Consider the following 13,227-nt stretch of genomic DNA (forward strand, 5'->3'; position numbering starts at 1 on the left):
TCTCAAGATATGCGCCCATAAAAAAGGAGAGCCGAAGCTCCCCTTTTTTATCAACAGCAATCAGCCAATGGTCATCAAGCTGGCATTCCCCCCCGCCGCCGCGGTGTTCACACTCACCGCCCGCTCAATCACCAGCCGCTCCAGCGCAATCTGGTGATCCCCGCTGGACAGCCCGTGCACACCGACGATCGCACCAGCACGCTTGGCCACCTGCTGGCACACGCTGCGCAGCTGGTCCGAATCGCCATGGTGAATCACGGCGTCGAACGCCACTTCATCCTTGTTCCAGTCCGCCACCAGCTTGACCTTGGCCTGCAGCTCACGCGGCAGGCGGGCACGCAGGGCTTTGCCAGGCTCGCTGTCTGCCCACACCGCCGAGCTGCCGACGGCCAGTACTGCGGCCAACTGCGCCAGCAGGTCAGCCTCGTTGTCGGCCAGGCACAGCACGTGCTCGCGTGGCAGGATGGTGTAGCTGTTGCGCTCGCCGGTCGGGCCTGGCAGCAGGCGGGCGATGCCGCTCTGCGACTGGCTGGCGAACTGGTCGCACAGCGCAGCCAAGTCGGCCAGCTGGTTGCTCTGGGCCCAGGCCTTCAGGCCGTGCAGCGGCTTGATCAGCTGATCGTGCAGGGTACGGTCCGGTTTGCCTTCGCCATCCTGTTGCTGGAAGTGACGGCCAATGGCGTCTGCCGGGCGGGTCGACAGCAGGCGGTACAGGTACAGCGGGCCACCCGCTTTCGGGCCGGTACCGGACAGGCCTTCACCACCGAACGGCTGCACGCCCACCACCGCACCAACGATGTTGCGGTTGACGTACATGTTGCCGGCGTTGGCGTTCTCCACCACCTTGGCGATGGTCTCGTCGATGCGGGTGTGCACGCCGAGGGTCAGGCCGTAGCCGGAGTTGTTGATCTGCTCGATCAACTGGTCGAGGTTGCGGCGGTTGTAACGCACCACGTGCAGTACCGGGCCGAAGATCTCGCGCTTGAGCTCATCGAAGCTCTCCAGCTCGATCAGCGTTGGCATCACGAAGGTGCCACGCTTGGTTTCAGCAGCATCGGCGATGGCGACCTGATAAACAGGGCGGCCTTTTTCGCGCATGCCCTGGATGTGCTTCTCGATACCGGCCTTGGCTTCGGCATCGATCACCGGGCCAATGTCCACGGCCAGGCGGTCCGGGTTGCCCAGGCGGCTTTCGGCCATGGCGCCTTTGAGCATCTCGATCACGCGGTCAGCCGAGTCTTCCTGCAGGCACAGTACGCGCAGGGCCGAGCAGCGCTGGCCGGCACTGTCGAAGGCCGAGGACACCACGTCGATCACCACCTGCTCGGTCAGCGCCGAGGAATCGACGATCATCGCGTTCTGGCCACCGGTTTCGGCGATCAGCGGGATCGGACGGCCCTGGTTGTCCAGGCGCCCGGCGACGTTGCGCTGCAGCAGGCGCGCCACTTCGGTGGACCCGGTGAACATCACGCCCTTGACGCGTTCGTCGCCGACCAGGCCGGCACCAACGGTTTCGCCGCGCCCTGGCAGCAGTTGCAGCACGCCTTCCGGAATGCCGGCTTCGAGCAGCAGGCGCACAGCCTGGGCTGCGATCAGTGGGGTCTGTTCGGCTGGTTTGGCCAGTACCGGGTTGCCGGCAGCCAAGGCTGCGGCCACCTGGCCGGTGAAGATGGCCAGCGGGAAGTTCCACGGGCTGATGCACACCACTGGCCCCAGTGGGCGGTGGGCGTCATTGCTGAAATCGTTGCGCGCCTGCACGGCGTAGTAGCGCAGGAAGTCAACGGCCTCGCGCACCTCGGCGATGGCGTTGGCGAAGGTCTTGCCGGCCTCGCGGATGAGCAGGCCCATCAGCGGCTGGATCTCGGCTTCCATCAGGTCAGCGGTGCGCTCCAGAATCGCTGCGCGCTCGGCGGGTGGAGTGGCCTGCCAGATGGGGGCGGCATTGAGCGCGCACTGGATGGCGTTGTCGACGTCGGCAACGGTGGCTTCCTGCACGTGGCCGACCACGTCGCGATGATCTGCCGGGTTCAGTACCGCTGTGGCAGCGCCTTCGCTGGCGGCGCAGGCCAGCAATGGGGTGGCTTTCCAGTCATTGTGGGCCGTGGCCAGCATGGCGCAGGACAGCGACGCCAGGCGGTGTTCGTTGGCCATGTCGATACCGGCCGAGTTGGCCCGCTCACTGCCATACAGGTCACGCGGCAACGGGATGCGCGGGTGCGGCAGGCCGATGCTGCCTTCCTGGGTGGCCATGCGCTCGATACTGGCGACCGGGTCGGCGACCAGTTCCTGGATGGAGATCGAGTGGTCGGCGATACGGTTGACGAACGAGGTGTTCGCGCCGTTTTCCAGCAGGCGGCGCACCAGGTAGGCCAGCAAGGTTTCGTGGGTGCCGACCGGCGCGTAGACGCGGCACGGGCGATTAAGCTTGCCTTCCGAGACCTTGCCTACAACCTGCTCGTACAGCGGTTCGCCCATGCCGTGCAGGCACTGGAACTCGTACTGCCCCGGGTAATAATTCTGACCGGCGATGTGGTAGATAGCCGACAGAGTGTGTGCGTTGTGAGTAGCAAATTGCGGATAGATGGCTTCCGGTACCGCCAGCAACTTGCGGGCGCAGGCGACGTAGGAAACGTCGGTGTACACCTTGCGGGTGTAGACCGGATAGCCTTCCAGGCCCTCGACCTGGGCGCGCTTGATTTCGCTGTCCCAGTAGGCGCCTTTCACCAGGCGGATCATCAGGCGGTGACGGCTGCGTTTGGCCAGGTCGATGACGTAGTCGATCACATACGGGCAGCGCTTCTGGTAGGCCTGGATGACGAAGCCGATCCCGTTCCAGCCGGCCAGCGAAGGCTCGAAGCACAGGCGCTCGAGCAGGTCGAGCGACAGCTCCAGGCGGTCGGCCTCTTCAGCGTCGATGTTCAGGCCGATGTCATACTGCTTGGCCAGCAGAGTCAGCGACAGCAGGCGCGGGTACAACTCTTCCATCACCCGCTCGTATTGAGCGCGGCTGTAGCGTGGGTGCAGTGCCGAGAGCTTGATCGAGATGCCCGGGCCTTCGTAGATGCCGCGGCCGTGGGAGGCCTTGCCGATCGAGTGGATCGCCTGCTCATAGGAGGCCAGGTATTTCTGCGCATCGTGCTCGGTCAGCGCGGCTTCGCCGAGCATGTCGTAGGAGTAGCGGAAGCCTTTGGACTCGAAGCGGCTGGCATTGGCCAGCGCTTCGGCGATGGTCTCGCCGGTGACAAACTGTTCGCCCATCAGGCGCATGGCCATGTCGACGCCCTTGCGGATCATCGGCTCGCCGCTCTTGCCGATGATGCGGGTGAGCGAGGTGGTGAGGCCGGCTTCGTTGTGGGTGGAAACCAGCTTGCCGGTCAGCAACAGGCCCCAGGTGGCCGCGTTGACGAACAGCGACGGGCTGTTGCCCAGGTGCGGGTGCCAGTTGCCGCTGCTGATCTTGTCGCGGATCAGCGCGTCACGGGTGCCTTTGTCGGGAATGCGCAGCAGGGCTTCGGCCAGGCACATCAGCGCCACGCCTTCCTGGGACGACAGCGAGAACTCCTGTAGCAGACCCTGGACGATGCCGGCGCGGCCACCGGCGCTCTTCTGGTTGCGCAGCTTCTCAGCGATGCCGGCGGCCATCTTGTTGGTCGCCTCGGCCAGGGGCGCGCTCAGGCGCGCCTGTTCCAGCAGCATCGGCACCACTTCCTGCTCGGGGCGGCGATAGGCGGCTGTAATGGCCGAGCGCAGCACCGACTGGGGCAGGATGCTCTCAGCGAACTCCAGGAAGCACTGGTGCGCATGGTCGGGCTGTACTTCACCGGCATCGTCGGCCGGGCTGTTGGCCTGACCGTTGAGTTCGGTCAGGGTGGCGCCACCCTCGAGCTTCTCCAGGTAGTTGAAGATTGCTTGCTTGATCAACCAGTGCGGCGTGCGGTCGATGGACTGCGCAGCTGCCTTGAGTCGCTCACGGGTAGGGTCATCGAGTTTGACCCCAAGGGTGGTCGTCGCCATTTCTTATCCTCGTTATTGCCACGGTTGTGGCCTAAGCTAACGCCAAGAGTAGCCGTAGGACATTTCGGGTGCAACCAGGTGCAACCCGATTTTTTGACGGAAAAGGTGCAACTCGTCCGATGAATGATCCTACGCTTCAAATACGTTTTTTTCTGATGCGTTTTGTTCTGAAAAACGCGGGTTTTGCTCCATAAAGGAGCAAAAAAGCGGCATTACCTGAAAATGCACGAGAAGGTGCAACTGGCGGACGAAAAGTGGTTGCACCCTATTAACGTTGTTGCATAGGATTCGCCGCCTGGGTGCAACCGTCTCGATTCGGTTGTGCATGAAATAAAAACAAACGCCAGGGCACAAGCATGGGCAATCCACTAACGATCACTTTCGTGATCTATATCGCGGTAATGGTACTGATCGGCTTTGCCGCCTATCGCTCCACCAAGAACCTTTCCGACTACATTCTGGGCGGTCGCAGCCTAGGTAGCGTTGTCACCGCGCTTTCCGCTGGTGCTTCCGACATGAGCGGCTGGCTGCTGATGGGCCTGCCGGGCGCCATCTACTTTTCAGGTCTGTCCGAGGCCTGGATCGCCATCGGCCTGACCGTCGGTGCCTACCTCAACTGGTTGTTCGTCGCTGGCCGTCTGCGCGTGCAGACAGAGCACAACGGCGATGCGCTGACCCTGCCGGACTATTTCTCCAGCCGCTTCGAAGACAGCAGCGGCCTGCTGCGGATCATTTCGGCCATCGTCATCCTGGTGTTCTTCACCATCTATTGCGCCTCCGGTATCGTCGCCGGCGCCCGTCTGTTCGAAAGTACCTTCGGCATGTCGTACGAGACTGCGCTGTGGGCCGGTGCTGCGGCAACCATCGCCTACACCTTCATCGGTGGCTTCCTGGCGGTGAGCTGGACAGACACCGTGCAGGCTTCGCTGATGATCTTCGCGCTGATCCTGACCCCGATCATCGTGCTGATCTCCACGGGCGGCTTCGACACGACCTTCCTGGCCATCGAAGCGCAGAACCCGGCGCACTTCGACATGCTCAAGGGTGCTTCTTTCATCGGCATCATTTCGCTGATGGGTTGGGGCCTGGGCTACTTCGGTCAGCCGCACATCCTGGCGCGCTTCATGGCCGCCGATTCGGTCAAATCCATCGCCAAGGCGCGCCGCATTTCCATGACCTGGATGATCCTGTGTCTGGTCGGTACCTGCGCCGTGGGCTTCTTCGGTATCGCTTATTTCTCCGCGAACCCTGACCTGGCAGGCCCGGTCACCGAGAACCACGAGCGTGTGTTCATCGAGCTGGCGAAGATCCTGTTCAACCCTTGGGTGGCCGGTGTGCTGCTGTCGGCCATTCTGGCCGCGGTGATGAGTACCTTGAGCTGCCAGTTGCTGGTGTGCTCCAGTGCGCTGACCGAGGACTTCTACAAGGCCTTCCTGCGCAAGAATGCCTCGCAGCGTGAATTGGTCTGGGTCGGTCGCCTGATGGTGCTGGCCGTGGCCCTGATCGCCATCGCCATGGCTGCCAACCCAGAAAACCGCGTGCTGGGCCTGGTGGCCTACGCCTGGGCCGGCTTCGGTGCCGCCTTCGGCCCGGTCGTGCTGATCTCGGTGCTGTGGAAAGGCATGACCCGTAACGGCGCGCTGGCCGGTATCGTGGTCGGTGCGCTGACCGTGATCCTGTGGAAACAGTTCGACACCATCGGTTTGTACGAAATCATCCCGGGCTTCCTGTTCGCCAGCATCGCCATTGTCGTGGTGAGCAAGCTGAGCAGCCCGTCGAGCAGCATGGTTTCGCGCTTTGAAACCGCTGATGCCGCGTATCACGCTGAAAAGTAATACCTGACACCTGTCGGGTCGAGGTGCCCCGGCCGCCGCTAAACCGGCGGTCGGGGCGCTGTCGATCGGCAGCCAGGCCTGACTCCGCCGGCAAGGCAAGGTAAACTTGCCGCTCGCGCAGGAGTTGCCATGAACTATCGTCACGCCTTCCACGCCGGCAACCATGCCGACGTCCTCAAGCACATCGTGCTGACCCGCCTCATCGCCCTGATGTCGCGCAAAGAACAGCCGTTCGCCTATATCGATACCCACGCCGGTTTGGGCCTGTATGACCTGCAAGGCGACCAGGCCACCCGTACCGGTGAGTACCTGGAAGGGGTCGCGCGCCTGTGGAACCGCGATGATCTGCCGGCCATGGCCGCCGATTACCTGCGCATCATCAAGCGCCTGAACAGCGATGGCGAGTTGCGCTACTACCCTGGCTCGCCGGAGCTGGCCCGCCGCCTGATGCGCCAGCAGGACCGCGCCCTGCTCAACGAGAAGCACCCCGAAGACGGGCCGCTGCTCAAAGAGAACATGAAGAAAGACCCGCGCGTGGTGGTGCACCTGGGTGAAGGCTGGCATGTGCCGCGGGCGTTGCTGCCGGTGCCGGAAAAGCGCGCGATCATGCTGATCGACCCGCCGTTCGAACAGGCCGATGAGCTCAAACGTTGCACCACCTCGATGAAAGAGGCGATCGGCCGCATGCGCCAGACCGTCGCGGCCATCTGGTACCCGATCAAGGACCAGCGCTCGCTCACCCGGTTCTACCAGGACCTGACCAGCACTGGTGCGCCCAAGCTGCTGCGGGTCGAGCTGTACGTTCACCACCAGGACAGCCCGCAGGGCCTCAATGGTTCGGGCCTGGCAATTGCCAACCCGCCATGGGGGCTGGAAGAAGAACTCAAGGAACTGCTGCCCTGGCTGGCCAGGGAGCTGGCGCAGACGGCCGGCAGCTACCGGATGGACTGGCTGATCGCTGAATAAAGCGCTTGCCCAGGCCGGCCCTGTCGCCGGCGCGGCGCCGCTCTTTGCGCGGCGCCGCGCCTGTCGGTGCCGGCTTGCCGGCGATAGGGCCAGTTGGAAGTGTTTGCGTTATAATCCCGCCTTTTAGCCGCCACCCGCCCCTGAGGCCGCTGGCGCATCTCTACCGAATGAAGAGGCTAATCCCTTGGCATTGACGATTCTTGGCCTGTCCGGCGCCCTTAGCCATGACCCTTCCGCGGCCCTGTACATCGACGGCAAATTGATTGCCGCCGCCGAAGAAGAGCGCTTCGTGCGTGACAAGCATGCGAAGAACCGCATGCCTTACGAGTCGGCGAAGTTCTGTCTGGAACAGGCCGGCATCAAGCCGTCCGATGTCGACGTGGTCGCCATCCCGTTCGCCCCGATCAGCCTGTTCGGCAAGGCTCGTTGGCACTATGCCAAGCGCTACTGGTATGCCCCGGACCGTGCCCTCGACGCGATCCTGATGGGCAACCGCCGCTACAAGCGCTACCGCAAGAAGATCGTCTGGTGCCTGGAGCAACTGGGCTTCGACCCGAAAAAAGTCAAGATCGAGCCGGTCGAGCACCACCTGGCGCATGCCTCCAGTGCCTATCACTGCTCGGGCTTCAAGGAAAAGACCGCGATCCTGGGTATCGACGGCAAGGGTGAGTACGCCACCACTTTCTTCGGCTATGGCGAAAACGGCAAGATCCACAAGATCAAGGAATTCTTCGACCCGGATTCGCTGGGCGGCCTGTACGGCGCGATCACCGAATTCCTCGGCTTCGAAATGCTCGATGGCGAATTCAAGGTCATGGGCATGGCGCCCTATGGCGATGCCAGCAAATATGACTTCTCCCGCCTGGCCAGCTTCGAGAACGGCGAACTGGTGATCAATACCGAGTATGCCAACGTCATCGGCCTGCGCCGCTATAAAGAGAAGGGCAAGGGCTTCTACTTCTCGCCGAAACTGATCGAATGGCTGGGCCCAAAGCGCGAAGGCGACATTGCCGACGAGCCCTATATCCATTACGCAGCGAGCATGCAGGCGCTGTTCGAGAAGCTGGCCTTGCAGATGATCGACCACTACCTGGGCGACACCCTGCGTGAAACCGGCAAGCTGGCCTTCGCTGGCGGCTGCGCGCTGAACGTCAAGCTCAACCAGAAGATCATCGCCCGTCCGGACGTCAAAGAGCTGTTCGTCCAGCCGGCCTCCGGTGACGCCGGTACTGCAGTCGGTGCTGCGGCCTATGTGTCGCATGCCCGTGGCGTACCGGTCGAGAAGATGGAGCACGTCTACCTCGGCCCTTCGTACTCCAACGAAGACGTGATCGCCGCCTGTGCCCGTCACCCGAACCAGCCGAAATGGCGCAAGCTCGACGACATGCCCCAGCAGATCGCCCGGATCATGGTCGACGGCAACCCGGTGGCCTGGTTCCAGGGCCGCATGGAATTCGGCCCGCGCGCGTTGGGTGGCCGTTCGATCATCGGCTGCCCGAGCGTCGAAGGGGTTGCTGACCGCATCAACCACCAGATCAAGTTCCGCGAACGCTGGAGACCTTTCTGCCCGTCGATGCTCGACACCGTCGCCCCGCAAATGATCAAGATCGATCACCCGGCGCCGTTCATGACCTTCACCTTCGAAGTGGCCGAAGAGTGGAAAACCCGTGTGCCGGAAGTGGTTCACGAGGATGGCACTTCGCGTGCCCAGGTGCTCAAGCGTGAGTACAACCCGCGTTACTACGACATGATGAAGGCACTGGAAGACCTGACCGGCAATGGCGTGTCGCTGAACACTTCGCTCAACCGCCGTGGCGAGCCGATGATCTGCTCGCCGACAGATGCGCTGAACATGTTCTTCGGTTCGGACCTGCAGTACCTGATCATGGAAGACATTCTTGTTGTGAAGGACGGCGCCGCCGCGTATGACCAGCCGCTCTGAACCGCGCATCCTGCAGTTCTGCCATGGCTACGACGGGCCGTTCCTCGACTGCGCCCGTCAGTACGCCAGCCTGTTCCAGGGCAGCGGCTACAAGGTCACCACGGTATTTCTCACCGGCGCCGCCGACCCGCAGGTTGCGGCTGGCTGCGCGTCGGACGAGGTGCTGTTCCTCCAATTCAGCTCCAAGGCCGTCCGCGGCCTTAAGCTCGGCGCCATACGCGCCCTGCGCCGTATCGCGGCCGAGCGCAATTTCAGCTTCTGCATCGCCCACCGCTTCAAGCCGATCTACGTGGCTTTGCTGGCGACGGGCCTGCCGGTGATCGGCGTGCACCATGCGTTCGGCGACTATGAGCGCAAGGGGCGGCGCCTGTTCGCCAACCTGTTCAGCAAACGGCTGAGCCTGCTTGGCGTGTCGGACGCCGTGCGTGACGACATGCGCCGTTGCCTGCCTCAGTGGCCGGCCGAACGTATCCAGACGCTGTACAACCGTATCGACATCGAGGCCCTGCAGGCCGCACTGGTACCGCGCGCTGAAGCGCGTCAGGCCCTTGGCCTGGATGCGCAGGCGTGGGTCGTCGGCAATGTCGGGCGCCTGCACCCGGACAAGGACCAGGCGACCTTGCTGCGCGGCTTTGCCCAAGCCCTGCCTGAGCTGCCGGCCGGCGCTCGTCTGGCGATCCTCGGCATGGGGCGCCTGGAAGACAAGCTCAAGGCGCTGGCTGGCGAGCTGGGCATTGCCGGGCAAGTCGACTTTCTGGGCCAGGTCCCGGATGCGCGCCGCTACTTCCAGGCATTCGACGTGTTTGCCCTGAGTTCCGACCATGAACCGTTCGGTATGGTCCTGCTCGAAGCCATGGTGGCCGGCGTACCTGTGCTGGCAACGGCCTGCGGCGGGGCTCGTGAAGTGGTCGAGGGTGTGGGTGTGTTGTTCCCGCTCGGCGATGCCTCGCAGCTGGCCCAAGGCTTGAAGCATATGGCGTTGCTGGACGAGCAGCAGCGCGATGCATGCGCCTCGCACATGCTGCAGCGCCTGCACGAGCGTTTCTCCGATCAGGCCGTGCGCGAAGCCTTCTGGCAGCTGCCGCAGGTAAGCGCGCTGGTGGTGGGCAAGTGATGCTCAATCATATTCAGGCTTGGCGAGAACGCGGATGGCAGGTGATCGACGCTGCCGCCTACGCCGAGGCGTGGGCACGCTTCGGTGGCAGCGTTGCCACGCACCCGCTGGTGATCGAGCAGTTGGCGGACCTGGCGCAGATACCCGTGCGTTACCTGGGCTGGCATCAGGCAGGCGAGCTGAAGGCTGGCGTTGCGACCTGGGGGCGTCATTTGGCGCTGTCCAAGGACGTGCTCAAGCGTGCCGGCAAGAAAGGCCTGTTTGACCTGGGCAATGCCGAGATCATTCTGCCAGGCGCTGGCGATGCCGCCGCACCCTTGCGCCATACCGCGCGCTACCTGTCCGAGCTGAACCAGGGGCGCTTCAGCGGCCTGAAGGCTCAGAAAGAGCAGTTGGCGATGGCCCGGGCGCATGAAGACCTGTCGAAGAAATTCCGCTACAACCAGCGCCGCGAGTTGCGCTTGCTGGAAGAAGCGGGTGGTGTGGTGCGCCCTATTACCGATTTCAATGCCCAGCAGATCGCGGCCATGTACTGCGACCTGTTCCAGCGCCGCTGGGGGTTCCCGGCCACCGGTGCCGAGCGTATGGCCGATGTGCTCGAGCGCCTGCGTGAGCTGCTGATCGGCTCGGTGCTGTTGCTCGACGACAAGCCCATCGCCATCCAGCTGGTCTATCGGGTCGAAGCGCCGCAGTGGATCAGTGTCGAGTACGTCAACGGCGGCGTCGACCCTGAGACCAAGGCCTTCAGCCCTGGCAGCGTGCTGAGCTTCCTCAACACCCAGGCTGCCTGGGACGATGCCCGCGCACGCAACAAACCTCTGCGCTTCTCGTTTGGCCGTGCCGACCGCGAGTACAAGGACCGTTGGTGCAACCCCGTGCCGGTGTTCCAGGCGTGAGCCGCAAACAGCAGTTGCTCAAGCGCCACCGGCGCAACAAGCGCCTGGGGCTGCTGGCCGGCCTGGCGGTGCTGGTTGCCCTGGGCGTATTCGCCTGGTGGTGGCTGCCGTTGTTGCTGCTGCCGCTGCTCTGGGCTGCCCACGAAGCTTGGTTCGCTGATCATCTGTTCTATGCACCGGCCGAAGATTACGCCTACAACTTCGGCGAGCAGACCGGCGAAGCGCCTGTCACCTTGCGTGACGGCGTGCTCAAGGTCGATACGACGCTGCAGGGTAATGAAACGCTGATCCTCGAAGTGCGGGTCAAAAGCGGATGGCTTGGGCGTTTTCTCGACCCATGTGTCGAGCTGCTGGCCGATGAGCGTGCAGACCGGCAGGCGTTCGAGCGCGGTGTCGACGGCGTTCGCTTCCTGAACCTGACCGGGCTGTCTGCACCGCTGCAGGCCGGTACGCTGCGCGTGCGCGGCCGTCACTGTCGTTTGCAGGGCCAGCCGCGTCTGTGGATAACCGCCGGCGTCGAAACGCAGCGCCGTCGCGTGATGGTGATCGCGCCGCATGCCGATGATGCCGAGCTGGCGGCCTATGGCCTTTACAGCCAGGCGGACGAAGCCTGGGTGGTGACCTTGACCGCTGGCGAAATCGAAGCAGAGCACTACCAGCAGATGGGCATGGGCAAGGCCGAGGCGGCACGGCTGAAGGGCCGTCTGCGCGCCTGGGACAGCATTGCCGTGCCGCGCTGGGCCGGGGTGCCAGAGGCGCGTTGCGTGCAATTAGGCTACTTCTGCCTGCAACTGCCCGCCATGCAGGCAGCGCCCGATGTGCCGGCCGTTTCCCGAGAAGCCGACATGGCCGATATCCGCCCGTTCCGTCGCTTCAACCCGTTGCGGTTGCCGGCCGACAGCGATGGCGCGCCAACCTGGAACAACCTGCTGGCTGACTTGCGTGCGCTGCTGGAGATGGCCCGGCCTGAAGTGCTGGTCATGCCGCACCCGCAACTGGACCCGCACCCTGATCACATCTGCGCCCATGTTGCCGTCATGCAGGCGCTGCAGGGCTTGGCGTGGCAGCCGCAGACGCTGCTGTGCTATGCCAACCATCTGCACGACAACGACCGCTGGCCCATGGGCAGCAGCGGCGATGGAGTGGCCTTGCCACCGCAATTGAGTGCCGACCAGCCGTGGGCACCCTGCAGCCTGGTGCTGGACCTGCCAACGCAGCGCGACAAGGCGATGGCCCTGGGCATGATGCACGACCTGCAACCTGGCGCACCGTTCAAGCGCCGAGTGCGTCGGCTGTTGCAGCGCTGGCTGGCCGGGCGCCGGCCATCGCCTTACGGTGAGAACGAGTTCTTCCGCAAGGCCGTGCGCCGGCATGAACTGTTCTGGCGCCGTGAGCTGTAGATAATGCCGATGGTTGACCGCGAAGGCGCAGAGCGCCCAAGGAAAGCAATGAAAGTCTTATTTCTGGTGCAGAAGGAACAGCGGGCGATCCTCGATCGCCTGTACGACGGCGTCGCGGCCAACTGTGAGTGCGACCTGCGCTGGTTGACCAGCGATGACCAGCGCAACCTGCGCCGTTATTTCAAACGTGAAGTGCAGGTCGAGCGCTATGACCGCATCGTCTTCTTCCTGCGCTTCAAGCAGGAGATACGCCAGGCGGCGTTCATCCGTACCGTGCCGAACCTGGTGATCCTCGAGCATGATGCCTACCAGAACTACATCCCCTGCAAGTACACCGGCAAGTTCAGTGCGCATTACCGCAAGCTGCCGTGGGCACGGGTGATCAGTTCCGGCTACATGGTCAGTGAGCGCCTGCGCCAGGAAGGTTTCGATGCGGTGTTCGTGCCCAAGGGTTATGACGAGCGCCTGCTCACGGACCAAGGGCTTGAGCGTGATATCGAGCTGGCGTTCGTCGGCAGTACCAACAGTGTTGCCTACAGCGGGCGCAAGGCGTTGCTGGATGAGCTGGGGCGGGTGGAAAACCTGGTGGTGACCCGCACCAAATCAGGCGAAGACTATTGCAACACCCTCAACCGGATCCGTTTCTTTGTCAGTGCCGATGTGGGCATGGGCGAGTACATGATCAAGAACTTCGAGGCCATGGCCTGCGGCTGCGTGTTGCTGGCCTTCGACCAGGGGGCAGAAGAAAATAACGCCCTGGGCCTGCAGGATATGCACAACGTGGTGTTGTACGACAGCATTCCGATGCTCCAGGCGAAGCTGAGCGCCCTGCGCGCCGATCCGGGCCTGGCGCAGCAAATTGCGGAAAATGGGCGGCACCTGGCGGTTTCCCGCTTCAGTTTCGCTGAAGTTGGCCGTAGCATCGTCGACCATATGCGCCCGGCACTCAGGCCGCACCCGCCCTTGTCCGCCTGGCAGAGGCTGCGGTTGACGCTGGGCATTTAATCTAAAGAGCTTTCGTGGCCAGGGAGTGGCTACGCAAAGTCTGTTGTCGCAACGC

The 13,227-nt window shown here is 63.3% G+C and carries 8 protein-coding genes; 7 read left to right on the plus strand and 1 reads right to left on the minus strand.

Annotation, left to right across the window (positions count from 1 at the left end):
* Positions 1-60: 60 nt before the first annotated feature.
* Positions 61-4,014: a trifunctional transcriptional regulator/proline dehydrogenase/L-glutamate gamma-semialdehyde dehydrogenase gene (gene putA / locus EGJ09_RS06560; protein ID WP_119688170.1), complete on the minus strand. Its 3,954-nt coding sequence runs from the start codon at positions 4,012-4,014 to the stop codon at positions 61-63.
* A gap of 356 nt (positions 4,015-4,370) precedes the next feature.
* On the opposite strand from putA, the gene putP reads away from it, so the two are divergent.
* The 7 genes from putP (at position 4,371) to EGJ09_RS06595 (ending at position 13,172) form a co-directional block, all read left to right on the plus strand.
* Positions 4,371-5,849: a sodium/proline symporter PutP gene (gene putP, locus EGJ09_RS06565; RefSeq protein ID WP_119688171.1), complete on the plus strand. Its 1,479-nt coding sequence runs from the start codon at positions 4,371-4,373 to the stop codon at positions 5,847-5,849.
* 129 nt (positions 5,850-5,978) lie between these two features.
* The gene (locus tag EGJ09_RS06570) at positions 5,979-6,815 is read left to right on the plus strand and encodes a 23S rRNA (adenine(2030)-N(6))-methyltransferase RlmJ (RefSeq protein WP_115273445.1); all 837 of its coding nucleotides are present in this window, start codon (positions 5,979-5,981) and stop codon (positions 6,813-6,815) included.
* Between the two features lie 184 nt (positions 6,816-6,999).
* Complete coding sequence (locus EGJ09_RS06575) at positions 7,000-8,757, plus strand: carbamoyltransferase (RefSeq protein WP_115273446.1); 1,758 nt, start codon at positions 7,000-7,002, stop codon at positions 8,755-8,757.
* Positions 8,741-9,871: a glycosyltransferase gene (locus EGJ09_RS06580; RefSeq protein WP_125923478.1), complete on the plus strand. Its 1,131-nt coding sequence runs from the start codon at positions 8,741-8,743 to the stop codon at positions 9,869-9,871. The genes EGJ09_RS06575 and EGJ09_RS06580 overlap by 17 nt, the downstream gene beginning before the upstream one ends.
* Complete coding sequence (locus EGJ09_RS06585) at positions 9,871-10,767, plus strand: antimicrobial resistance protein Mig-14 (RefSeq protein WP_046785064.1); 897 nt, start codon at positions 9,871-9,873, stop codon at positions 10,765-10,767. The genes EGJ09_RS06580 and EGJ09_RS06585 overlap by 1 nt, the downstream gene beginning before the upstream one ends.
* Positions 10,764-12,167 (plus strand): PIG-L family deacetylase, encoded by a 1,404-nt coding sequence (locus EGJ09_RS06590; RefSeq protein WP_125923479.1) that lies wholly within the window; start codon positions 10,764-10,766, stop codon positions 12,165-12,167. The genes EGJ09_RS06585 and EGJ09_RS06590 overlap by 4 nt, the downstream gene beginning before the upstream one ends.
* A gap of 48 nt (positions 12,168-12,215) precedes the next feature.
* Complete coding sequence (locus EGJ09_RS06595; RefSeq protein ID WP_125923480.1) at positions 12,216-13,172, plus strand: glycosyltransferase; 957 nt, start codon at positions 12,216-12,218, stop codon at positions 13,170-13,172.
* The last annotated feature ends 55 nt before the right edge of the window (positions 13,173-13,227 follow it).

Source organism: Pseudomonas sp. p106, assembly GCF_003936645.1.
In the GTDB taxonomy this organism is placed as follows: Bacteria; Pseudomonadota; Gammaproteobacteria; order Pseudomonadales; family Pseudomonadaceae; genus Aquipseudomonas; species Aquipseudomonas putida_E.

Excerpts from the sequence above, each read along its gene's own strand:
- EGJ09_RS06580 (WP_125923478.1), top strand. The coding sequence starts at position 8,741 with ATGACCAGCCGCTCTGAACCGCGCATCCTGCAGTTCTGCCATGGCTAC.
- putA (WP_119688170.1), bottom strand. The coding sequence starts at position 4,014 with ATGGCGACGACCACCCTTGGGGTCAAACTCGATGACCCTACCCGTGAG.
- EGJ09_RS06585 (WP_046785064.1), top strand. The coding sequence starts at position 9,871 with ATGCTCAATCATATTCAGGCTTGGCGAGAACGCGGATGGCAGGTGATC.
- putP (WP_119688171.1), top strand. The coding sequence starts at position 4,371 with ATGGGCAATCCACTAACGATCACTTTCGTGATCTATATCGCGGTAATG.
- EGJ09_RS06595 (WP_125923480.1), top strand. The coding sequence starts at position 12,216 with ATGAAAGTCTTATTTCTGGTGCAGAAGGAACAGCGGGCGATCCTCGAT.
- EGJ09_RS06570 (WP_115273445.1), top strand. The coding sequence starts at position 5,979 with ATGAACTATCGTCACGCCTTCCACGCCGGCAACCATGCCGACGTCCTC.